The organism is Mesorhizobium sp. B2-4-13, from assembly GCF_006658535.1.
Lineage (GTDB): Bacteria > Pseudomonadota > Alphaproteobacteria > Rhizobiales > Rhizobiaceae > Mesorhizobium > Mesorhizobium australicum.
The window spans coordinates 135,405-158,591 of the sequence record NZ_VFVB01000007.1 but is presented as its reverse complement, the minus strand read 5'-3'; the positions used below and the strand labels follow the sequence as shown (position 1 = coordinate 158,591).

Below are 23,187 nucleotides of genomic sequence, written 5' to 3'. Positions count from 1 at the left end.
GTTACGCCTCCACGGTTCCGTAGACGAGCTTGTCCTGACGGGCGCGCAGTTCGGCGATCTTGGAGCCCGCCGCCGGGGCGGCATTGGCGTAGGTGATGAGCTCACCCTTCTTGATCGGCGCCGTAACCGACCCGCCCTGCAGCAGGCCGCAGGGAATGGCCCTCGCGGCATGCGCTTCCGGTGCAGTCATGATCCAGGCGCGGTAGCAATATTCGCCGATCGCATCGAGCTTCTCGCCGGGCTGCATGTCCTTCTTGGCCACGGCGGCCACTTCAGCTACCGGCTTGGCCAGCGGCACCATGTCGGCCTTGCCGTAGAGCACGACGCGGGCGCAGGTCAGCGGCACTTCGAGCGAGGTCAGGTGATAGGGACGATGGAACGTGAAGTACGGGCCCTTGCCCATCTTCAAATCTTCCATGCGCTCCGAAATGCGCGGATGCGACATGTCGGCGACGACGAAGACACCGGGTGCGACACCCTTGCCGATCGAATAGTCGACGACACCGACCCTCGACAGCACGCCGCCATCCTTCTGCGGCACCAGCACCTTGTTCAATTCGCCGAGCGTCGCGGCCGGGCCATGCATGCCGGCCTTGTCGGGCACCAGCCCGGTGGCGTTGGCGATCGCCGCCATCTCGACCATGGTCTTGGAGCCGTCGACGAACTCCACCAGCATGCGCACATTCATGTGCCGGCGCCTGGCCTCCTCCTCATAGGCGGGCGGCGTGGCGTCGATGTTGAGCGGGTTGTTCTTGCCCTTGCCGGCGGCGACGATCGGGTGGCCCATGGCCGAAACGAATTCGATCAGCTCCATGCAGGAGGAGGGTTCGTCGCCGGCGCCCAGCGAATAGGTGACGCCGAGCCGATCGGCTTCGCTCTTGAGATAGGCGCCGATGGTGACGTCGGCCTCGACATTCATCATCACCAGATGCTTGCCATGCTCCATGGCGCGCAAGCCGATTTCGGCGCCGACGGCGGGAACGCCGGTGGCATCGATGACGACGTCGATAAGATCGTTGTTGATGACCAGGCTGGCGTCGTTGGTCACCGCCACCTTGCCGGCTTCCATGGCGGCCGTCATCGCCGAGGCGTTCGATACCTCGCGCGCATGGCCGGTTTCCTGGAAGGCGATATCCACCGCCTTGCTGGCGGCGGGCAGGTTCAGCTCGGAGATCGCGCCGATCTCTATGCCCGACATATGGGCGACGCGGGTGACGATGTCGGTTCCCATTTCGCCCGAGCCGATCAGCCCGATGCGGATCGGCTTGCCCGATTTGCCGCGTTCCTCGAGATCGCGGGCAAGGCCCGTCAACGAAACATTGGACGCCATACCGCTCATTCCTCCCATAATGCAGGCTTGTTCAATTGCCTGACGGGTATTGAACATCTGTATTTCTGTCAAGACTAATGTCCAAATCTGCGTGCTTTTGCAACACTTACACAACTGGACAAAAGGCCGTTGCGGAGCCGGCAAATCGCGACTTTCCGCGTTGCCGTCGCGAGACAAGCACGCCAGCGGCGGCTCGACGCGCGGCGCACAGGACACTTGTTAGGGGCTCTCACCCTGCGTAAAAGCGTTAGCAGTGAACATCCGTCGGTTAGGGGCTTTTCCGATGAACGTCCAACAACGGGTTAGACCTGTGCCACCGCCGGGCGATGGACCGGCCCATGCGATTGCCGGCATCTTCGCCGCGGAATTGAAGGTGCCGGCCGTCGGCTTCGACGACAATTTCTTCGATCTCGGCGGCGATTCGCTGATGGCGGAGACTCTGGTGCTTGCCGTGCAGAAGCGGTTCGGCGTGAGATTGCAGACTTCCGTCCTGCTCGAAGCGCAGACACCGCGGGAATTCGGCCGGTTGATCGCATCGCTGGTGCCGGAGCATCCGGCCCGTGAGCTGATCGTGCCGGTGTCCGGCAGCGTCGGCCAGGAGCCGATCGCGATGATCCACGGCATCACCGGCTCGGCCTTGTTCGCCAATCGCTTCAGCAGGCGTCTGAAAGAGAAATACGCGATCATGGCGGTGCGCGGCATGGGCACGGAACTCGGCGAGACGCCCTATTCCACCATGGCCGAAATTGGCACCAACTATTTTGAAGCCTTCACCTCGGTAACAGGCAGGCACCCCGAAGTCATCGGCGGCATATGCGTGGGTGGCCTGCTCGCGATCGAGGTCGGCCGGCTGAGCCATGAGGCGACGGGCAAGCGGCCGGCGATCGTGCTCATCGATCCGCCGTCGCCAGGTTCGGCCTGGCTGAAGCCGATGCCCGACGATCGCCTCACGGAGAGGAGGAGGCGCGATATCGTGCGCAAGGTGGTCTACTGGCGCCTGTTGCGAGACACGCTGAAGGCGGTCGGTCTCGGACAGACACGCCTGGGGCGCCATCTGCGCAAGAAGGCATACAAGAGCGCGCTGCTGCAGGCCGCAGCCGGTTTTGTGCCCTCGTCCTACCCCTGCGACATCCTCATCCTCGCCAGTTCCGAATGGGGAGCCACTACCGTGAAGGACTACAAGGGCTGGGCGTCTAACGAGGCCAGCGTGAAAACGGTCGTCATGCCGGGTACGCACAACAAATTCCGCAAGGCCAACATGGACGCGATCGACGCGGAGATCTTGACGTTCCTCTCCGCCCGAAGCGAGGCCCCACGCGAAAACCCGCATCGTCAATGAGTTTTGGTCGGCAGATACTGGAGGCCTTCGCTGCCCATGGCGACAAGGTCGCGATGGTCAGCGGCCGTTCTGATATCACCTATTCCCAGGCCCTGACGCAGAGCGGACATCTTGCAGCCAATTTCGGCGCATCGGGCATCCGACCGGGCGACCGCGTCGGCCTCGCCATGCTCGACAACATCGACGTGATCCTTTCGATCCTCGCCTGTTGGAAAATCGGCGCGACCCCTGTTGTCGTCGACTTTCGAACGCCCAGGAGTCAGCGAGCCAGGCAGGCCCGCGACTTCGGTCTGAGCATCGTTTTTGAAAGCCGCGCCATGCCGGGCGATGAGGTCTATCCGAACGCCCTTTTCGACGCTGGCTGGAAATCGGCTTCGGCGCCGGGATCCGACGTCGGCCCCCCGGCGAGCGATGCCGTCCCGGCCTTTTTGATCTTTTCGTCCGGCACGACGGGCGATCCAAAGGCCTACACCCAGTCGCATGAGGCACTCGCCAGGCGCATCGCGGCGCGCCGGGGCGTGGTGGAGGGAACCGCCAAACGATTCCTGACGCCGATGGCCCTGTCATACTCGGCAATGCGTCACCAGGTCTTCGGCTATCTGCTTTACGGGGGAATCGTTCGGTTCTTTCCTCCCTTGTTCACCCCCTCGGAGCTCATCGAGGCGCTGCTCTCGTTCCAGGCAAGCGGCACGGCGCTGGCGCCATCAGTCATTGCCCGGATGGTCAAGGAGGTGGGCGAACGCGCAACCCACCTGCTTCCCCAACTTTCCGTTCTCTACAGCGTAGGCGGACCGGCCAGAGGCGAAGACAAGATCGCTGCCTACCGCTATCTCTCCTCTGGATACCGGATAAGCTACTCATCGAGCCTTACCGGCATCATATCCTCGCTATGGGGTGAGGATATTCTGGCAAAGCCCGAAAGCGCCGGCCGTCCGGTCGCCGGCGCACAGGTCGAAATCCTCGGTGCCGATGGCCGCGTGTTGCCGCAAGGTGAGCGCGGGCTGATCAAGGCATGGACGCCGACCATGGCATCCGCGGTCCTGATGCCCGGCAACCGCCTGTTCGTCGATCCGCAGATCATGAGCTCCGACTGGGGCATCCCCGGTGATATCGGATTTCTGCACGCCGACGGATTTATCACGATCGTCGATCGGGAGGCCGATATGATCGTTCGCGGCGGCGTCAGTGTCGCGCCGCAGGAGCTTGAAAAACTGATCCGCACCCATGCCAAGGTGCAGGACGTCGCCGTGGCCGGCTTTCCAGATGAGACCATGGGGCAGGAAATCGCCGCCTTCATCGTCTCCGACCGCGGAACCGTCGAGGAATTCCAGGCTTTCATGCGCACCAACATCGCGCCCGACCGGCGGCCGCGCGAGATCAGGCTGGTCGCCTCGTTGCCTTACAGCGGCAACGGCAAGCTGCTACGCCGCCAACTGGTCGAAACGCTGGCGCCGCATAAGGGTTCTTAGAAAATTCCGACGATGCCTGTGAGCCACGGAGTCGGCCAGGGCTGGGATGCCAGCATGTCGAAGACCGAATAGACGAAGGCCGTCGCGGCGGCAGCGATCACCAGGGATGACCGCCTCGACTTCGTCCCAAGCACCATGATGCTGCCGGCAACGAAGATGAAGGTCGCTGCCAGGTGACCGACCAACAGGATGAGAAAGGCGAGGGCCAGGCAAAGGCCGATGATCGCGAGATTGCCTTTCATGGTGGGTTCCGAAACCGGAGACCATTCGCCTGGTATCGCGGCAGGCGCGGATAGGACAGGCGTGGCCCGCCTGCGCCATCGCAGCGACGCCTGCACTGTGGTCACCAGCGAAAACACCATCAGGAATCCAGCCGTGATGACCGGGAAAATGGCGGCCTCGAAGGGAAAGCCGGTCACAGCCGTCACCAACGCCGCGAACGCCAGCAATGTCATGGTGGCACCTGCGACAATGTCGGGCAGCGCGGGGGGCAGCGGCCCGCCGGGATTTCTGGCCCTGATCCACGACAGCGTCTGCCTGACGAGACCGACCACGGCCAGTCCAAGCAGGATGAGCACCAGCGGCTGGGCAAGCCACGACCAGCCGGAAATCTGATAGGCGAGAAAGAAATAGTTCTCGAGGCTCGGGCCGATCACGAATCCCAATGAAAAGGCCGAGCGCGGCCAGTTGAGTTCCTTCATCGCCATGCCAACGGCGCCGACGCCGATGACCAGCGCGAAATCGAAGGCGCTCATATTGGTCTGGTATGCACCAACCACGATGAAGGTGACCACCAGCGGCACCAGTATGGCGGCCGGAACCTGCGCGACGCGCGCCAGAGGCCGGGTCAGCACAAGGCAGGTCACCGCGCCTACAATATTTGCCACGGCGATGCTGAACACCATCGACATGGTGAGCGCGGCATTCTTGCCCAGCATGTCGGGGCCGGGAACGAGCCCATGGACGACAAAGGCGCCGAGCAGGATGCTCATCGAGGCCGAACCCGGCACGCCGAAGGCGATGGTCGGGATGAGCGAGCCACCTTCCTTGGCATTGTTGGCGCTCTCGGGCGCGATGACGCCCCTGACATTGCCTTCGCCGAATTTCGGTCCCGAGCCAGGCCGCCGTGACGCATGGCCATAGGCGATCCAGTCCAGCACCGCGATGCCGACACCGGGAACTGCGCCCAGCAGCGAACCGATGCTGCTGCATCGCAGCACCAGCGGCCACTCCCGCAGCGTGTCCCTGATGCCTTGCCACATGCCCGCATAGGTCGGTCGCTCCGCATTGCCCTGGATGGAACCTCGCAACAGGAGCGAAGCCAGCTCCGGTAGGCCGAACAGGCCGAGAAACACCAGGGCCACCGGCAGACCGTCCCAGAGATAGATTTCACCAAAGGTCCACCGATCGATGCCGGCGATCTTATCGATGCCGACAAACGAGGCGAGCATGCCGAACATGGCCGCGGCCAGCCCCTTCAGCGGCTGGCTCCCGGCCAGCATCGCGACGATGGAGAGCCCGAAGGCGCAGATGGCGAAGAAGTCCGGCGTCTTTAGATAGAGGACAAGCGGTCGCATGATAGGAATAGCCGCGGCAAGCACCAGAGCGCCAAACACGCCGCCAATCATCGACGCCGAATAGGAGGCGCCGAAGGCGCGCGCGGCTTCGCCTTTCTTGGCCATGGCATGGCCGTCGAGCACCGTCGCCGCCGCTCCGACCGAGCCCGGAACCCCAAACAGGATGGCCGGGATCGTATCGGAGGTGGTATTGACCGATCCCATACCGAGCAGGAGCGCGAAGGCGGCATAGGCGTCCATGTTGTAGGTCATCGGGATGAGCAGGGCCATCGCGAACAGCCCGCCAATGCCCGGGACAACGCCGACGACGAGGCCGACGAAAACGCCGGTCACCAGCATCAGCATGCGAAACGGCTGGGCCATCTCGACGACGGCGGTGAGGATCAGATCCACCGTTGAGCCTCGCCGGGAATCTACTTCACCAGATTTCTGGCGGTCTCGAACACATCCGGATCCACCTTCAACTGCTCCGAGACAAGCCGGCTTATGTCTTCGCCGCTGGTGGCGTTGACGGTCATTTCGCTAAGCTTGCCGATGTCGGCCAGGAACGCCTTATCCCTGACCATCTCCATATATCCCTTGCGCAGCGTTTCGACCGTCTCCTTGGGCGTGCCCGGCGGGACAACCAACGGATGATGGAACTGCAAAGCCGTCTCGATCAGCGCGGCCGCTTCCCGGACCTTCGGGTCGTCGATCCTAGCAGTGAACTTCTCCTGGCCTGCAACGATGCCCTGGCCGAAGGTACCAATGAGGTTGAGCGCGTCGCGGTTTTCGGAGATGTTGTAACTGGAGACTCCGCACATTCCGGCGATCTCGCCTCGCTGCATCGCCAGTTCGATATCGGCTGTGCCTTCAAAGCCGGTGACGACCTTGAACTTTGCCTTCAAGCCGTTCTTGACCAGCGCCGCGAAAATATAGGTCACGCTGCTCTTGCCGGTCGCCCCAATCAGGAAATCGGACTGCAGGAACTTGTCCATCGTGTCGACGCCGGAACTCTTGGCCGTCAGGCAATAGGCCGGCTCGTTGACGAGCGAGCCAATCCATTGCAGGGCAAGCGGATCGAAATTGGCGTTCTGGGGATCGAGCACCGGCGCATATGACATGGCTTCGCTGACGGAAGCGATGACGCTGCCGTCGGCCGGCTCGCTGCCCAACACCATCTTGGTGAGCTTCAGGCTGCCGCCCCCGGGCACATTCTGGACGACTATATCCGGATTGCCGGGAAGGAACCGGCCGAAGTGGCGAGCGATCAGCCGCGATGTCTGGTCATAGCCCCCGCCGGGGCCATAGCCGACCTTGATCGTGATTGTCTTGAATTCGACCGCTTGCGCCCGGGCGCCCGTGGCAAAGACAATGCTGGCGGCAACGAAGGGAATGGCGCGCAATGCGCGGAAGATCGCAACCAACATATCAACCCCGTGCAGAACCCGGATGGCGTTTTAGCCCTACAATGTCGCGATTGATAGCGCCCGCGACCAGATCAGGCTGAAATACAGCATGCGTGTACGACAAGCCGGTGGTCGCAAAAATTCGCGGTTCAAGGCCGGGGTTGTGGGAAGATGAGCTTCGGCTTATGGGAGCATGCATCCGATTTGGAGCAATGGCGAAGTTTGTAATGAGCTGGAAGCCGGCCAAGGGCCTTGTTGATCTGCTGAACCACAACTGGCCTGTCAGAAAGGCCAAGGCTTTTCGCAACGCCTTGATTGAGCGTGATTTTCGCGGGCGCGGCGTTCCCGAAGGCCTGAAATTCACCGAGGAGCTGCTGCAAACCGGTTCCCGGCGCTTCTGCTTTGTCATAGCCTTCAACACGCCCTGGGTCATCGATGCGCTCACCCGAGCCTGGCAATTGTATTCCTCTGGGATGACGCTGGTGGTCATCGACAATTCATCCGATCGATCGGCAAGGGTGCGTATCGCGGACATCTGCCGGGCGCGAAAAACCGCTTATTTCGGTTTGCCTCGGAACCGGGAAAGCCATCCCAACCGGTCGCACGGGATATCCATGAACTGGATCTTCCACAACATCGTTCGGCCTTTGCGGCCGGAGCTTTTCGGATTTCTGGATCACGACTGCTTTCCGACCGTCCCCGTGGACATCGCCGCGACGATGGAGGGAAAAATCGTCCACGGCTCAAAGCGCCCAGCGCAAGCGGACCCCGAGGCCTGGTTCATGTGGGCTGGGTTCTGCTTCTTCCGCTTCAGCGCCGTGCAAGGACTGGACCTGGACTTCACACCGCGTTTTGTCAGCGGAATGGACACCGGCGGCGGAAACTGGAGCCTGCTGTATCGCGGACTTGGCGAGAACGATGTTTCCGATGCGCAAAAGACGGCAGCCGATCTCGATGTTGATGGGATGGAAGCGGACCATCGGATGCTGGGCGGCGCCTTTTTCCACGTCGGCGGCGCCTCGCACAGAAAATTGGTCATGACCCCACAGTATCGGCGGCTGATCTCCGATTATGTATGGGAGACCCATCTTGGCGGCGGCGAAAGCCGCCTCGTCAAGGATCCTTGACCGGCTCGGGCCGGCCCGTCTCAAAATCGTGGAAATGGACGACCACTCCATCCGCATCGATGAAGATGACGGCATAGGCGGGCGGCTCGTGGCCCAGCCGCCAGCTGTCCGAAAAATCGAGGGCGCTCTGATGATTGGTGCTGCGCAGCGTGCTGACCGGTATGCCGCGCCAGCTGCCGGCGATCAGCCTGTGGACATGGCCGGCAAAGATGTGGCCGACATTGCCGTGGCGCCGGAGAATGTCATGGAAGGCATCGGCGTCGGCGAGCCTGACCTCGTCGAGCACCGGCATGTGAATGCGGAACGGCGGGTGGTGCATGAAGAGGAAGACCGGCCTGTCGCGCGCTTCGTGCAGCTTCTCGTCCAGCCAGTCGAGACGGGCCGCGCACAGCCTGCCCTCGACATGTCCGCTGTCCAGCGTGTCGAGCAGGATCAGGCGGCCATCGCCGCCATCGAAAACGCTCTGGACAAACCCGCGCTCGGCCGGCGCTTCCGGGAACATTTCGAGAAAAAGCGCCCTGTCGTCGTGGTTGCCGAGCATCAGCCGGCAAGGCGGCACGAACCGCGCCAGCGCCCCTCGCAACGCCGCATAGGCCGCGCGCTCGCCATCATTGCTCAGGTCGCCTGATATCACCACCAGGTCGGCATCGGCATGGTTCCTGCCGATATCCGCCAGGCAGGCTTCCAGCCGCGCGAGCGGATCGGAACCGTAGAGAAGGCCACCCGGCGCCATCAGATGCGGATCGGAGAGCTGGATTATTTTCATTGGTCGCGCACTGCCTTCCTGCCGGCGCCCTGGCGTTGGCCTGAAGGCGGCATGTTTCGACCAATTTACTGTGCCGTCCAGCCGCCATCCATCGGTAACGTCGTGCCGGTGATCTGCCTGGCCGCATCCGAGCACAGGAACAATGCCAGTGCCGCAAGCTCTTCGACAGTAACGAATTCCTTGGTCGGCTGCGCCGCCAGCAGCACGTCGTGCTTGACCTGTTCCTCGGTCATGCCGCGCGCCTTCATCGTGTCGGGGATCTGCTTTTCGACCAGCGGCGTCCAGACATAGCCGGGCGCGATCGCGTTCACGGTGATGCCGTCCTGCGCGACTTCCAGCGCCACCGTCTTGGTCAGGCCTGATATGCCGTGCTTGGCCGAGACATAGGCCGACTTGAACGGCGAGGCGACCAGCGCGTGCGCGGAAGCCGTGTTGATGATGCGGCCCCATTTGCGTGCCTTCATGCCGGGCACCACCGCCTTGATGGCGTAGAAGGCGGCCAAAAGGTTGATGCGGATGATGGCTTCCCATTTGTCGTCGGGAAACTCCTCGATCGGCGCCACATGCTGGATGCCCGCATTGTTGACCAGTATGTCGAGGCTGCCGAGCGCCTCTTCCGCGTCATGGATCATGGCGGTGACCGCGGCGCCATCCATCATGTTGGCATCGGAATAGCGGCACTTGACGCCGAAATCCTTCTCGATGCCGGCGCGCTCCCGCTCGATGGCGGCAGCATCGCCAAGACCGTTGATGGTGACGTTGGCGCCCTCGGCGGCAAAGGCGCGGGCGATTGCCAGGCCGATACCGCTGGTCGAGCCGGTGACGAGGGCATTCTTCGAAGACAGGGAACCCATGGGAAATCTCGCGCGAGGTGGGAGGGAACATGACGATATAATTGTGCGTCGCAGCATGACAATGGCAGAGCCATGTGTCGATGCGATTACAGCCAGACGACAACGCCTGCTTGTCCTCGCCCGGTTCGGAAACCATGGTCGTTAGGCTGACACGGCACTGTCATGGTGCCGTGCAACATAACCGTTGCGCATTCGCGCGGTCCTTCCTGAATGAATTCGTCCGACAGAACCTTGGGGCACCAGCATGGAAATCGCCGATGTCGTGAAGCGCGCCTATGCGATGCCGCTCACCAATCCCTCATTCCCGCCGGGTCCCTATCGCTTCTTCGACCGCGAATACATCATCATCACCTATCGCACGACACGCGAGGCGCTCGAGGCCGTCGTGCCGGCGCCGCTGGAAATCGACGAGCCGCTGGTCAAGTACGAATTCATCCGCATGCCGGACTCCACCGGCTTCGGCGACTACACCGAGACCGGTCAGGTCATCCCGGTGCGCTACAAGGGCCAGCATGGCGGCTACGTCCATTCGATGTATCTCGACGATGACGCGCCGATTGCCGGCGGTCGCGAGCTGTGGGGGTTTCCAAAGAAGCTCGCCAATCCCAAGATCGTCCATGAAGGCGAGGTGATCGTCGGCACGCTGCACTATGGCAGCGTTCTGTGCGCCACCGGCACGATGGGCTACAAGCATCGTGAGGCTGATCATGACCAGGTGCTCGCCTCGCTCGCCGCCCCCAATTTCCTGATCAAGATCATCCCCCATGTCGACGGCACGCCGCGCATCTGCGAGCTGGTCCGCTACTACCTCACCGATATCACGCTGAAGGAAGCATGGACGGCGCCCGCCGCGCTCGATCTGCGGCCCCATGTCATGGCCGACGTGGCGAAGCTGCCCGTGCTCGACATCGTGTCGGCGGTTCACTTCAAGGCCGATCTGACGCTCGGCCTGGGCGAAGTCGTGCATGATTACCTCGCTGACCACAGCCGATCCGCTGCCAGCGCAACCCAGCTGGAGAAAGTCAGTGCTTGATCGTAACCGCAACAAGGCAGCCGCCGCCACCATCGAGGAAATCACGGCGCAGTATGACCGTATCGCGCTGGTCTTTCAGGGCGGCGGCGCGCTCGGCGCCTATCAGGCAGGGGTCTATCAGGCGCTGGCCGATGCCGGCTGCGAGCCGACCTGGCTATCCGGCGTCTCCATCGGCGCCATCAATGCCGCGATCATCGCAGGCAACGAGCCGAGCCGCCGGCTGCAGCGGCTGGAACAGTTCTGGCAGACGATTTCCGGCCGCAAGATCTGGTCCTATACGCCCGAAGGCGACATCTACCGCGATATTCGCAACCAGACCTCATCGTTGATGACGATGACGATGGGCCAGCCCGGCTTCTTCAAGCCGCGCAATCCCAATCCCTGGTTCCAGCTGTCGGGCGCCGAAGGCGCCACCAGCTTCTACGACACCGCCGAATTGAAGGACACGCTGGAGAGCCTGATCGACTTCGACGTGCTGAATGACGGCAAGAAGCGGCTGAGCGTCGGCGCGGTCAATGTCAGGACCGGTAACTTCGTCTATTTCGACACCGAGAAGGTGCGTATCGAGCCGGAGCATATCATGGCCAGCGGTGCGCTGCCGCCGGCCTTTCCTTCGATCCGCATCGAGGGCGAGTACTATTGGGATGGTGGCATCGTCTCCAACACGCCGCTGCAATACCTGCTCGACCAGGAAGAGGACCGTTCCTCGCTGGTCTTCCAGGTCGATCTGTTCAGCGCCCGCGGCGTGCTGCCGCGCGGCATGGCCGACGTGCTGTCGCGCCACAAGGACATCATGTATTCGAGCCGCACGCGGCAGAACACCGACAATTTCGAGCGCATCCATGCGCTGAAGATGAAGCTGCTCGATGCGCTGAAGCGCGTGCCGTCGGAGCAGCTAAGGGAAGGCGAGCAGGAGTTGATCGCCGACTATTCCAACGCCGGCGTCGTCAACATCGTCCACCTGATCTACCAGCACAAAGGCTATGAGGGCCACGCCAAGGACTATGAGTTTTCGGGCACCTCGATGCGCGAGCATTGGGAGATGGGCCTCGAGGACACCGAGCGCACGCTGCGTCACAAGAAATGGCTGATGCTGCCGACCAATGCCGACGGCGTCACCATCCACGACCTGCATCGCGAAGATCCGACCTGAGCGACCCAAGAGCGGTTCTCCGTTTCCTCGGAACGCAGAGCCGCTCTAGCTGTCTATTTTTGGCTCAGAACCTAAGATTGGCGCCGGCTCTCAGCAGGAGCCAGTAGAACAGGCCGGTCGCGCCCCCCGCGATCAACAGCGCCAGTTCGAATCCGCCCGGCGTTTGCGTAAGCGGCAGCCCGGCGGTGTTCATGCCGAACATGCCGACAATCAGCGAGCCCGGCAGAAGCAGCGCGCTCATTACAGCCAGCGCCTTAAGGCTGCGGTTGGATTCGTCCGCGAGCTCGGCGGCGACCTCCTCCTGCAACAGCCGTGCACGGTCGTTGACCATGACGACTTCGCGGTCGAGCCTTTCCAGCCGCGTGGTAAGCCGGCGCAGTATCTCGTGCGCCCCCGCCGACAGCTTCCAGTCCGAGCGGTCCTCGTCCTGGAAAAGTGCCGCCAGCGCCGAGATCGGGCGGTGCAGGGAGACCGCCAGACGGCGAACATCTTTCAGCCGCCGCCTTTCGTCGGCAAGCCGCTCGGTCACCAAATGATCTTCCACTTCGTCGAGCCGCTTGGTGGCGGCAGCGAGCCGCAGGCTGGTGCTGCTGCAGAACGCCAGCACGATCGCCTCGAAAAGTTCGAAGGCGGTGGCGGGCCGCAGCCCCGCGGCCAGCGCCTCGTGCACCTCCTCGACCGCTGCCAGCGAATGGCGGCGGCCGGTCACCAGCAGCCGCTCCGAGACCGCGAAGCGCAATCTCCCGATGGTGGTCGACTGACGCGCGATTTCGCTGTGCAGGTCGGCGGAAATGCCATGGACGACACCATCCTCATGCGCCAGCGCGGGGCTGTCCTCATGGCCTTCGAGGATTGCATGGGCAGAGGCCGGCAAGGCGCAGGCGTGGCTGACCCAGGAATGGGCGCGCTGGTCGACGAGATCGACATGCAGCCAGACCCAGCCTTCCGGCATCGCCAGTGCCGCGTCGATATCGCGCGGAGCAAGCGCCACTGGGGTTTTGCCTGGCAAGCCGTGATAGGCCCAGACCAGGCCAGGCGCCGGATGCTGGTCGTCGACGGCAAGCAGGGCCAGATGCGATGCGTCGTTCATGACTGCCGCCCGAAATCGTCGCGAAACTGTCGCCGGAAAACGAGACGGCGCCAATGTGGCGCCGTCGGTAGTGTTGTCGCTTCGCCCGCTCAGAACACCTGGCGGAAGATGATGAACAGCACGAAGGCCAGCGTGATCGAGCACGGCAGGGTCAGCACCCAGGCGAGCAGCAGGTTGCGCACCGTCGACCATTGCAGGCCCGAGCCGTTGGCCGCCATGGTTCCGGCGACGCCGGACGACAGCACATGGGTCGTCGACACCGGCAGACCCAGGCGGTCGGCCATGCCGATGGTGACCATCGCCACGAGTTCGGCGGCAGCGCCCTGGCCATAGGTCAGGTGGCTCTTGCCGATCTTCTCGCCGACCGTGACGACGATGCGTTTCCAGCCGACCATGGTGCCCAGGCCAAGCGCCAGGGCCACCGCGACCTTCACCCAGATCGGGATGAACTTCGTCGCGTTGTCGACGGCCTTGTGATAGTCGGTGACCGCCTTGAGATCGGCGGCCTCCATCGGCAGCAGCTGCTTCTTGTCGATCAGTTTCAGCGCCTCGCCGATCAGATAGATGTCGTTGCGGGCGTTGCTGACCAGATCGGTCGGCACGGTGTCGACCGAAGCGTAAGGCTGCAGCTCGGCCGTCGTGTTGTGGATGTAGCTCTGCAGAGCGACGGTCGTCTTGTCGCTCCAGCTCCGGGTGCGCACGGCATCCTGCACGGCAGCCTTGGCATCCTTCGCATCGGCGACGGTGACACCGGGCTTCACATATTTGCCCAGCGCGGTCTCCACGCTGACCGAGGCCGACTTGTAGGCTTCGAGATAGTTGATGTCGGGCGTGCGGTTGAGCGCGTAGGCCGTCGGCACCACGCCGATCAGGATCAGCATGATCAGGCCCATGCCCTTCTGGCCGTCATTGGAGCCATGCGCAAAGCTGACGCCGGTGCAGGTGAAGATCAGCAGCGCGCGGATCCACCAGGGCGGCGGCGCATTGCCTTTCGGCGCCTCGTAGAGCGCCGGATTGCGGACGAGAAGCTTCATCGCGTAGAGCAGGATCGCCGCGGCGAAGAAGCCGATGATCGGCGACACCAGCAGGGTCACGCCGACATTGGTCGCCTGCGACCAGTCGACGCCGCTGGTAGCGCTGCCGGCAGGTGCCATGAACTGGTTGGCGAGGCCGACACCGATGATCGAACCGACCATGGTGTGCGAGCTCGACGCCGGCAGGCCGAGGAACCAGGTGCCGAGGTTCCACAGGATGGCGGCTACGAGCAGTGCGAACACCATGGCAAAGCCGGAGGAAGAACCGACCTGCAGGATCAGCTCGACCGGCAGCAGCGACAGGATGCCGAAGGCGACCGCGCCGCTGGAAGTGAGAACCCCGAGGAAATTGAAGGCGCCCGACCACATGACGGCGAACTCCGCCGGCAGCGAGCGTGTGTAGATGACGGTCGCCACCGCATTGGCGGTGTCATGGAACCCGTTGACGAATTCGAAGCCGAGCGCGATCAGCAAGGCGATGCCGAGCAGGATCCACGGCACCGTCTTGGCCACCGCCAGGTCCTGGCTAAGCGCGTAGCCGACATAGACCACGCCGACCAGCACCAGCACACCGAAGACCGGCAGGAACCACTTCGCGCCACCCGAACTATCCAGCGGATGATCCGGCCTTGGAATGCCCGCCTCACTAGAAACTATGTCCACCATGTCCCACTCCTATTGCATTGCAGCAAAGAACTGGAAAAGACGCTATGTCCGGACGATGAACCCTGTGTGACGCCGGGAGAGGCTTGGCCTTACGCGCGGTCGCCTTCAGGCGGGACCGGAGCGTGTCTTCAGGATCGCCGAGAACAGCGGATCGAAGGCGCGGCTGATCGGCGCCGCTGCGGCTCCCAACGCAATCGACCAGGGATCGGTGGTGCCGAGCTGCAGGCGCGGCAAGGTCCGGCCTGGCCGGTCGGCGATCGACGAAAGCAGCGGATGCATGGCCTCGACGAGCCGGCGCGCCAGCGCTTCCGGCGCGCCGCTGGTCAGGATGACTGTCTGCGGGTCGAAGATGGTTTCGATGAGATGCACGCTCCATCGCAGATCATGGGCCGCGCCCTCGATCCAGCGCATGATCTTCACATCACCCGCCGCGGCCAGCGCGCCGATCTTTCCGTAGAGGTCCTCGTCGGCGGGATCGAGGCCAAGATGCTGGTAAAGCGAGGCGAGCGACGCGCGATGTTCGAGCGGTGTCGAGCCGGGACCGGCCGGCGACAGCAAGGCCATGCCGATTTCGCCGGCATTGCCATGGCCGCCGCTGTACAGTTCGCCGTTGAGGATCAGTCCGGCGCCAATGCCATAGCCGACATAAAGACACACTGCGTGGTCGACGCCGTGCGCGGCGCCGACGATGCGCTCGGCCGTCGCACAGGCGGCGGCATCGTTCTGCAGGCCGACATTCAGTCCCGTGCCCTTGGCCAGCATGTCCAGCAGCGGAAACTTCTGCCAGGCCGGCATCATCCATTTGTCATCCGAATTCTTCAGGCCAAACGGTCCGGGCATGGCGACACCCAGGCCGACGAGGCGTTTTTCCGACTGCAACGAGATACCGGCCAGTTCGCGCCGGACGCCATCGATCAGGCCGAGGATCACCTCGACGCCTCTGGACGGCTCATCGAAAGGCAGGTTCGCCTCGGCCCGCGCCAGCACGCTGCCCATCAGGTCGACCGCGACCGCACGCGTCAGGTGACGGTCGATCTGAAGGCCGATGGCGAAAGCGCCTTCCGGCACCAGCCTGTAGGGGGTCGACGGTTGCCCCCTGCCCTTGCGCACCGCATCGAGCGCAACGACCAGGCCGTCGCGTTCCAGGTCCTCGATGATGTTGGAAACCGCCTGCTTGGTAAGCTGCGTCGCCCGCGCCAAATCGGCCCGCGACAGCGCGCCATTGAGACGCAACGCCTCGACCATGACACGGCGGTTATGCGCGCTCGTGCCTTCCTGGTTGGTGCCGCTCTTGGCACGAATCGGGCTGATGTCGTCCACCGGCGTTTCCCCACTTGACACCATTAGAATATTGATCGACTAATTAAGTCAAGCGAGTTGACTTAATGTGAACCGAGCACCGCAAAACAAGATGGCCAAGGCTTCTGCTGCCGCCACTGGTCAGCCGGCACCATCAGGTCACGCGACATGGACCCGGGAAGACGATGCCAAACGTCTGGCAGCGCCGGCCCGTCAATGCTGCAATGGGAGAAGAAAATGCTTAAGACGATCACCAAGACACTGGTCGGCGCTGTTTTTGCCGGAGGACTGTTCGTCCCCCACGCTTTCGCCGAGACGACGCTCAACGCGCTTTTCATGGCGCAGGCCGCCTACAGCGAGGCCGACGTGCGTGCGATGACGGACGCCTTCACCAAGGCCAATCCGGACGTCAAGGTCAATCTCGAATTCGTCCCCTATGAGGGCCTGCACGACAAGACCGTGCTCGCCCAAGGGTCGGGCGGAGGCTATGACGTCGTCCTCTTCGACGTCATCTGGCCGGCCGAATACGCCACCAACAAGGTGCTGGTCGATGTGTCTTCCAAGATCACCGACGACATGAAAAAGGGCGTGTTGCCCGGCGCCTGGACCACGGTGCAGTATGAGGGCAAGTCCTATGGCATGCCGTGGATTCTCGACACCAAATACCTGTTTTACAACAAGGATATCCTGGAAAAGGCCGGCATCAAGGCCCCGCCGAAGACCTGGGAAGAACTCGGCGCACAAGCCAAGATCATCCAGGACAAGGGCCTGCTGAAGACGCCGATCGCGTGGAGCTGGTCGCAGGCGGAAGCAGCCATCTGCGACTACACCACGCTGGTCAGCGCCTATGGCGGCGACTTCCTCAAGGACGGCAAGCCGGACTTCCAGAATGGCGGCGGCCTGCTGGCCCTGAAATACATGGTCGACAGCTACAAGTCGGGTCTCACCAATCCCAATTCCAAGGAATTCCTCGAAGAGGACGTGCGCAAGGTTTTCGAAAACGGCGATGCCGCCTTCGCGCTGAACTGGACCTACATGTACAACATGGCCAACGACCCGAAGGACTCGAAGGTGGCCGGCAAGGTCGGCGTCGTGCCGGCGCCAGGCGTTGCCGGCACCAGTGGGGTATCGGCCGTCAACGGTTCGATGGGTCTCGGCGTCACTGCGGTCTCGAAGCATCCCGACGAAGCCTGGAAGTACATCACCTTCATGACCTCGCAGGCGACGCAGAACCAGTACGCCAAGCTCTCGCTGCCGATCTGGGCCTCGTCCTATGACGACCCTACGGTCACCAAGGGCCAGGAAGAACTGATCGCCGCCGCCAAGCTCGGCCTGGCCGCCATGTATCCGCGTCCGACCACGCCGAAATACCAGGAACTGTCGACCGCGCTGCAGCAGGCAATCCAGGAATCGCTGCTCGGGACGTCTTCGCCGGAAGACGCCCTGAAGACCGCCGCGCAGAACAGCGGCCTCTGAGACAAGCCAGTCGTTCGATACGGGCGGCACTACAGCGTTGCGTCCCTTATGACGCGCAAAAAAACCTGTAGCACTTTCTATCTTGCGCATGATTCTTTCCGGAAATCGGTCTCCGATTTCCGGGGTCATGCGCGATTGCGGCCCGTACTATGTTCAGATCACAGATGAGAGAAGAGAGGCTGCTCTGATGTCGAGCACCTGGATGACGACCCGCGCATGGCTCTTGATGCTGCCTTTGCTCGTGGTCATGGTCGCCGTCATCGGCTGGCCGCTGGTCGATACGGTCGGGCTCTCCTTCACCGATGCCAAGCTGGTCGGCACGGCTGGCAATTTTGTCGGCTTCGACAATTATTCCAACATGCTGTCGAGCACCAACTTCTCGCGCACACTGATCACCACGACCCTGTTCGCGATTATTTCGGTTGCCGCCGAAATGGTGATCGGCGTCCTCGCCGCCCTGCTGCTCAACCAGGACTTTCGCGGCCGCGCAATCCTGCGCGCCCTGATGATCCTGCCCTGGGCATTGCCTACGGTGGTCAACGCCACGCTGTGGCGGCTGATCTACAATCCCGAATATGGCGCGCTGAATGCCGCCTTGACGCAGTTGCACCTCATCGACGCCTATCGGTCCTGGCTCGGCGAGCCGGGAACGGCGCTGGCTGCCCTCATCGTTGCGGACTGCTGGAAGAACTTTCCGCTGGTGGCGCTGATCGCGCTCGCCGCCCTCCAAGCGGTGCCGCGTGACATCACCGCCGCCTCGCTGGTTGATGGAGCAGGACCGTTCAACCGTTTCCGCTTCGTCATCCTGCCCTATCTTGCCGGCCCGCTGATGGTGGCGCTGGTGCTGCGCACCATCGAGGCCTTCAAGGTCTTCGATATCATTTGGGTGATGACACGCGGCGGTCCGGCAAACACCACGCGAACACTCTCGATCCTCGTCTACCAGGAAGCGTTCTCCTTCCAGCGCGCCGGTTCGGGCGCGTCGCTGGCGCTGATCGTGACCTTGCTCGTCACGCTGCTCGCCGTCGCCTACGCCGCCCTGGTGCGAAAGACCGCCGGGAGCGCCGCCTGATGGAGCGCAAGAGCCTCGCCTTCACCGTCTTCATTTACGTCTGCGCGCTGCTGCTTGCCGCCATCATCCTGGCGCCTATCGCCTGGCTGTTCATCATGAGCATTTCGCCGGCCGCCGATCTTGCGGCCAAGCCGCTGCGCTGGTGGCCGCAGGCAGCCGACTTCTCCCGCTACCGGCAATTGCTGTCGACGGCCGAAAACAGCGCCGGCGCCGCCTTCACCTCGTCGCTGCGCAACAGTCTTGAGATCGCCGCCATGGCGACGCTGGCGGCACTCGCCTTGGCCATCCCCGCCGGCTGGGCGGTTTCGCGCACACCCGCGATCGGCTGGTCGCTGTCGATGGTCATCGCCACCTACATGCTGCCGCCGGTGGCGCTCGCCGTGCCGCTCTATATGGGCCTGTCGCATCTTGGCCTGCTCAACAATGTCTTCGGCCTGGCGCTGGTGTATCTCACCATACTGGCGCCCTTCACCACCTGGCTGATGAAATCCGGCTTCGATTCCATCCCGCGCGAGATCGAGGCGGCGGCGATGATCGACGGCGCCGGCCTGTTCCAGACACTGCGCATCATCACACTGCCGCTGGCCGCGCCCGTGATGGCGACATCGGCACTATTCGCCGTGCTGCTGGCCTGGGACGAATTCTTCTACGCGCTGCTGTTTACCTCCGACCAGCGCGCCAAGACGCTCACCGTCGCCATCGCCGATTTGGCCGGCGGCCGTGTTTCCGACTACGGATTGATTGCAACGGCTGGCGTGCTGGCCGCCTTGCCGCCGGTGCTGATCGGCCTCGTCATGCAGCGGGCGCTGATCTCGGGCCTGACCAGCGGCGGTGTGAAAGGATGAACATGACTGCAGATAAAGAACGGCCGGCCGGACTGACCGCCATCGACCGCGAAATGGCGCGCCAGCACGCCGATGCGCGTGCTTCGTTCGAGAACAACGCTGCCATGGCGGCAGACGTCGCCGCTTCGATCAGGAAGAGCGGCCGCCTGCTTCTGCTTGGCATGGGCGGCTCGCACGCGGTCGGCCGTGCCGTCGAGCCGCTCTATCGTGCACTCGGCATCGATGCGCTGGCGCTGCCACTGTCCGAGCAGCTCGGCCAACCATTGCCGCTGGCGGACCGGACGGTGCTTGTGACTTCGCAATCCGGCGAGAGCGCCGAAGTCGTCAGATGGTTTGCGCAGGCCGGCGGCAGCTCGGACGTTTTCGGCCTGACGCTCGAAGGCGGTTCTTTTCTTGCCCGCACCGCGCCTTGCCTTGTCGGCGCCGGCGGCACGGAGCTGGCCTTCGCCGCGACCCGCAGCCTGACCGTGACCCTGGCCCTGCACCTGGCCATCCTCGCGGCTCTGGGCGAGGATCCGGCTCCTGCCTTTGCCATGCTCGAAGCTCCGCAGCATTGCGATATCGCCCAAGCACTCGCCGCGCTTGGCAAGGTGGATACGATCGTCACCTCCGGCCGCCGCCTGCAGGGCGTGGCCGAAGCCCTGGCGCTTGGCTTGACCGAACTGTCGCGGCTGCCCTGCTTTTCGCTCGAGGGCGGCCAGTTGCGGCACGGGCCGATGGAGATGCTCGGCCCTCAGATCGGCGTCATCCTGTTTCGCGGTGCCGACCCGACTTCGGAGCTGGTAACCGCGATGGCACTTTCGGTGGTCGAAACCGGCGCGCCGCTGGTCATCTTCGACGCGTCCGGACAAACGCCGGTCGCCGGGGCCGTCACGCTCTCGTTCAAACCAGCCTCGGGGATGGCCGCTATCCTCGCAATGCTGCCGGTGGCACAGCGCCTGATGATCGCCTTCGCGGACGGTCGCGTCGACAATGCGGGCACGCCGGTGCGCACCACCAAGATCACCAGGAGCGAGTGATGCGCCCGCTGGCGGTGATCGGCAACGTCAATGTCGACCTGATCGTCGGCCCGGTCGCGCCATGGCCGAAGGCGGGAACCGAGACCGTCGTCGACCATGACGAATTGCGCGTCGGCGGCCAGGCCGGCAACACCGGGCTCGCCTGGCAAGCGCTGGGCGTCGACTTTGCGATTGCCGCCAATGTCGGTGACGACCAGTTCGGCCGCTGGCTTGGTGAGGCTTTTGGCGTCCGCGCCGAGAAATGGGCTATCCGTCCCGAAGGCACGACATTGTCGGTCGGGATGACCCACCCCGATGGCGAACGGACCTTCTTCACCACACGCGGGCACTTGCCACGCTTCGGCCTCGCCGATGTCTTGTCGGTTCTCGACGGCCCCGCACTCTCCGGTGGCTACGCCCTGCTCTGCGGCTCCTTCCTGACCGAAGACCTCACGCGCGACTACAATGCTTTTTTCGACTGGGCCGACAGCCACGGCGTTGCCGTGGCACTCGATACAGGCTGGCCGATCGATGGCTGGACCGCGGCCAATTGCGCCGCGACGAGGACGTGGCTGTCGCGCTGCGCGCTGGCGCTGTTCAACGAGGTTGAGACGGTGACCCTGGCGGGGCTGCCAAGTCCGGCGGAAGCGGCGCGTGAAATTCGATCCAGCATGAGGCAAGGCGCGACCTTCGTCGTCAAGCGCGGGCCACGTGGCGCCATCGCCATCGGCCCGGACGGCACTCTCGTCGAAGAAGCCGCGCCCGACGTCAGGGTGGTCGACACGATCGGTGCCGGCGACGTCTTCAATGCCGCCTTCCTGGCCGCATTGGCACAGGAACGGCCGCTGTCCGCTTGCCTCCGCGCCGCTACGCACGTCGCCTCGCGCGCCATTTCCACCTTGCCCCGCAACTATGGCGGGCCGATGCAGTTTGAGGGTCCCATGCATGAGCGCGCTTGAAATCCGCGGCATCCGCAAGAGCTACGGCAGCGTCGAGACGCTGAAAGGCATCGACATCGCGCTGCAGAGCGGTGAATTCCTGGTGCTGCTCGGCTCGTCGGGCTGCGGAAAATCGACGCTTCTCAACATCATCGCCGGCCTTGCCGAGGCGACCAGCGGCGACGTCCTGATCGGTGGCCACTCGATCCTCGGCGTCCACCCCAAGAACCGAGATATCGCCATGGTCTTCCAGTCCTACGCGCTCTATCCGAACCTGACCGTGCGCCGCAACATCGGCTTCGGACTGGAGATGCGCGGCGTCGCGGCCGACGAGCGCGACAGGGCGGTGAACGAAGCGGCAAGGCTGCTGCAGATCCAGGCTCTGCTCGACCGCAAGCCGAGTCAGCTTTCCGGCGGCCAGCGCCAGCGCGTCGCCATCGGCCGGGCCCTGGTGCGCAAGCCACAGGTCTTCCTGTTCGACGAGCCGCTGTCCAATCTCGACGCCAAACTGCGCCTGGAAATGCGCACCGAATTGAAACGCCTGCACCAGATGCTGCGGACGACCGTCGTCTACGTCACCCATGACCAGATCGAGGCGATGACGCTGGCCAGCCGCATCGCCGTCATGCGCGACGGCAGGATCGAGCAGCTCGGCACTCCCGAGGAGATCTATAACGACCCGGCGACACTCTACGTCGCCGGCTTTGTCGGCGCGCCGTCGATGAACATGCTGCAGGCCACCGTCACCGACGGCAAGCTGGCCATTGCCGGATCCGATGTATGGATCCCCGTGCCGGCACGCTATGCGAATGCGGCACGTGAGGGTGCACAAATGGTTGTCGGCATCAGGCCGGAAGCGCTGCGTGCGGCGACCGGAGCCGCCGCGGAGCTGTCACTGCCCGTGGAGATCGAGGTCGTCGAACTGACCGGCCCCGAGCTGGTCACCACGGCGCGGATCGGCACGCAACGGCTGACGGCCAGCTTGCCGCCGCGCGCCCAATTCGCCAAGGGCGAACAGCGCAACCTCGCCTTCGACGAGGCCGCGCTTCGCTTGTTCGATCCTTCGACGGGCAAGGCCCTGTAAGCGCCGTCGATTGAACGATCGCGGCAGCGTCGTCCTCCTCGCGCGCAGGCAAGCCTATTTGGCGATATCGAGAAGTGACGACACCAGCAGGTCCCGTTCGTCCTTTGACAGCACGTCGGAATCGAACAGGTTCATGCTGCGCAGCCCTTCGATGGCGAGATAGCAGACCAGAAGCGATTTGAGGTCCGGCGCCTCGCCCTTCAACCGCTCGAAAAGCTGCCGCTTGAATGTCTTGATCGGCATCATGAAATCGGGATCCTCGGCGATCGCCGAGAATATCCAGGATGCCGACGGCTGCTTCTCCTCGCAATCCTCGGCTGACAGCCTGATATAGACGGCGAGGGGATTTTTGCCCTTGTCGTTGCTGTTGGCGGATTCCAGCGCTTGCTCGAAATCGCGCAGATAGCCTTCGACCAGGCCTTGCATCAATTTCGCCTTGGTGGGGAAGTTGTAGAGCAGCCCGCCCTTCGACACGCCGGCGCGGTTGGCGACGGCATCGAGCGACAGGCTACCGGGCCCGGATTCCCGGGCAACATCAGCCGCCGCGGCGAGAATCTTCTCGCGCGAGTTCGGTCGTTGGGCTCTCATGGCGCCTCCCATCGCAAGCTTAGGCCCAATTGACAAGACCGTCCAGACGGTACAGTAAGAC

Annotated in this window: 20 protein-coding genes; 11 read left to right on the top strand and 9 right to left on the bottom strand. The window is 63.4% G+C overall.

Annotated elements, in window-relative coordinates:
- Position 1: 1 nt before the first annotated feature.
- Positions 2-1,330 carry an NAD(P)H-dependent oxidoreductase gene (locus FJ936_RS20080; RefSeq protein WP_015315453.1) on the bottom strand — a complete coding sequence of 443 codons (1,329 nt, stop codon included), beginning with the start codon at positions 1,328-1,330 and terminating at the stop codon, positions 2-4.
- Positions 1,331-1,613: 283 nt separating this feature from the next.
- Here FJ936_RS20080 and FJ936_RS20075 point away from each other — a divergent pair, with 283 nt between their 5' ends.
- On the top strand, positions 1,614-2,669 hold the full coding sequence (locus FJ936_RS20075) for an acyl carrier protein (protein ID WP_140616771.1): 1,056 nt from the start codon (positions 1,614-1,616) through the stop codon (positions 2,667-2,669).
- The gene (locus FJ936_RS20070) at positions 2,666-4,138 is read left to right on the top strand and encodes a class I adenylate-forming enzyme family protein (RefSeq protein ID WP_140789844.1); all 1,473 of its coding nucleotides are present in this window, start codon (positions 2,666-2,668) and stop codon (positions 4,136-4,138) included. The genes FJ936_RS20075 and FJ936_RS20070 overlap by 4 nt, the downstream gene beginning before the upstream one ends.
- Here FJ936_RS20070 and FJ936_RS20065 read toward each other — a convergent pair.
- Entirely contained in the window at positions 4,135-6,108 is a 1,974-nt protein-coding gene (locus FJ936_RS20065) for a tripartite tricarboxylate transporter permease (RefSeq protein ID WP_140789842.1), read from the bottom strand. The genes FJ936_RS20070 and FJ936_RS20065 overlap by 4 nt on opposite strands.
- Positions 6,109-6,128: 20 nt before the next feature.
- Positions 6,129-7,124 (bottom strand): hypothetical protein, encoded by a 996-nt coding sequence (locus FJ936_RS20060; protein ID WP_015315449.1) that lies wholly within the window; start codon positions 7,122-7,124, stop codon positions 6,129-6,131.
- Between the two features lie 206 nt (positions 7,125-7,330).
- Between FJ936_RS20060 and FJ936_RS20055 the strand changes: the two genes are divergently transcribed.
- On the top strand, positions 7,331-8,230 hold the full coding sequence (locus FJ936_RS20055) for a hypothetical protein (protein ID WP_041163309.1): 900 nt from the start codon (positions 7,331-7,333) through the stop codon (positions 8,228-8,230).
- On the opposite strand, the gene FJ936_RS20050 is transcribed toward FJ936_RS20055, so the two are convergent.
- Entirely contained in the window at positions 8,217-8,996 is a 780-nt protein-coding gene (locus FJ936_RS20050; RefSeq protein WP_140712769.1) for a phosphodiesterase, read from the bottom strand. The two genes, FJ936_RS20055 and FJ936_RS20050, sit on opposite strands and share 14 nt — an antisense overlap.
- Positions 8,997-9,061: 65 nt before the next feature.
- Positions 9,062-9,850, bottom strand: coding sequence for a 3-hydroxybutyrate dehydrogenase (locus tag FJ936_RS20045; RefSeq protein WP_140662924.1), 789 nt, complete (start codon positions 9,848-9,850; stop codon positions 9,062-9,064).
- Positions 9,851-10,094: 244 nt separating this feature from the next.
- Between FJ936_RS20045 and FJ936_RS20040 the strand changes: the two genes are divergently transcribed.
- Positions 10,095-10,883, top strand: coding sequence for an acetoacetate decarboxylase (locus FJ936_RS20040; protein ID WP_140616765.1), 789 nt, complete (start codon positions 10,095-10,097; stop codon positions 10,881-10,883).
- On the top strand, positions 10,876-12,036 hold the full coding sequence (locus FJ936_RS20035) for a patatin-like phospholipase family protein (protein WP_140616764.1): 1,161 nt from the start codon (positions 10,876-10,878) through the stop codon (positions 12,034-12,036). Before FJ936_RS20040 ends, FJ936_RS20035 begins: the two co-directional genes overlap by 8 nt.
- A gap of 64 nt (positions 12,037-12,100) precedes the next feature.
- Here the strand turns inward: FJ936_RS20035 and FJ936_RS20030 are convergent, their stop codons facing one another.
- From FJ936_RS20030 to FJ936_RS20020, 3 genes are all read right to left on the bottom strand, one after another.
- The gene (locus tag FJ936_RS20030; RefSeq protein ID WP_181171239.1) at positions 12,101-13,126 is read right to left on the bottom strand and encodes a transporter; all 1,026 of its coding nucleotides are present in this window, start codon (positions 13,124-13,126) and stop codon (positions 12,101-12,103) included.
- Positions 13,127-13,215: 89 nt separating this feature from the next.
- Positions 13,216-14,826, bottom strand: a complete 1,611-nt coding sequence (locus FJ936_RS20025) for an inorganic phosphate transporter (protein WP_015315442.1) — start codon at positions 14,824-14,826, stop codon at positions 13,216-13,218.
- Positions 14,827-14,931: 105 nt separating this feature from the next.
- Positions 14,932-16,146, bottom strand: coding sequence for an ROK family transcriptional regulator (locus tag FJ936_RS20020; RefSeq protein WP_140662930.1), 1,215 nt, complete (start codon positions 16,144-16,146; stop codon positions 14,932-14,934).
- A 216-nt stretch (positions 16,147-16,362) separates the two neighbouring features.
- Here FJ936_RS20020 and FJ936_RS20015 point away from each other — a divergent pair, with 216 nt between their 5' ends.
- The 6 genes from FJ936_RS20015 (at position 16,363) to FJ936_RS19990 (ending at position 22,538) form a co-directional block, all read left to right on the top strand.
- Positions 16,363-17,601, top strand: a complete 1,239-nt coding sequence (locus tag FJ936_RS20015; protein ID WP_140789836.1) for an extracellular solute-binding protein — start codon at positions 16,363-16,365, stop codon at positions 17,599-17,601.
- A gap of 187 nt (positions 17,602-17,788) precedes the next feature.
- Entirely contained in the window at positions 17,789-18,673 is an 885-nt protein-coding gene (locus FJ936_RS20010) for a sugar ABC transporter permease (protein WP_140720142.1), read from the top strand.
- Positions 18,673-19,518 (top strand): carbohydrate ABC transporter permease, encoded by an 846-nt coding sequence (locus FJ936_RS20005; RefSeq protein WP_140789834.1) that lies wholly within the window; start codon positions 18,673-18,675, stop codon positions 19,516-19,518. The genes FJ936_RS20010 and FJ936_RS20005 overlap by 1 nt, the downstream gene beginning before the upstream one ends.
- Positions 19,515-20,537 (top strand): SIS domain-containing protein, encoded by a 1,023-nt coding sequence (locus FJ936_RS20000; protein WP_141906884.1) that lies wholly within the window; start codon positions 19,515-19,517, stop codon positions 20,535-20,537. Before FJ936_RS20005 ends, FJ936_RS20000 begins: the two co-directional genes overlap by 4 nt.
- Positions 20,537-21,475, top strand: a complete 939-nt coding sequence (locus FJ936_RS19995) for a PfkB family carbohydrate kinase (protein ID WP_140789830.1) — start codon at positions 20,537-20,539, stop codon at positions 21,473-21,475. Before FJ936_RS20000 ends, FJ936_RS19995 begins: the two co-directional genes overlap by 1 nt.
- A complete protein-coding gene (locus FJ936_RS19990) occupies positions 21,462-22,538 on the top strand; it encodes an ABC transporter ATP-binding protein (RefSeq protein ID WP_140789828.1) in 1,077 nt (358 codons plus the stop codon). Before FJ936_RS19995 ends, FJ936_RS19990 begins: the two co-directional genes overlap by 14 nt.
- 54 nt (positions 22,539-22,592) lie before the next feature.
- On the opposite strand, the gene FJ936_RS19985 is transcribed toward FJ936_RS19990, so the two are convergent.
- Complete coding sequence (locus FJ936_RS19985) at positions 22,593-23,126, bottom strand: TetR/AcrR family transcriptional regulator (RefSeq protein ID WP_015315434.1); 534 nt, start codon at positions 23,124-23,126, stop codon at positions 22,593-22,595.
- Positions 23,127-23,187 lie beyond the last annotated feature (61 nt).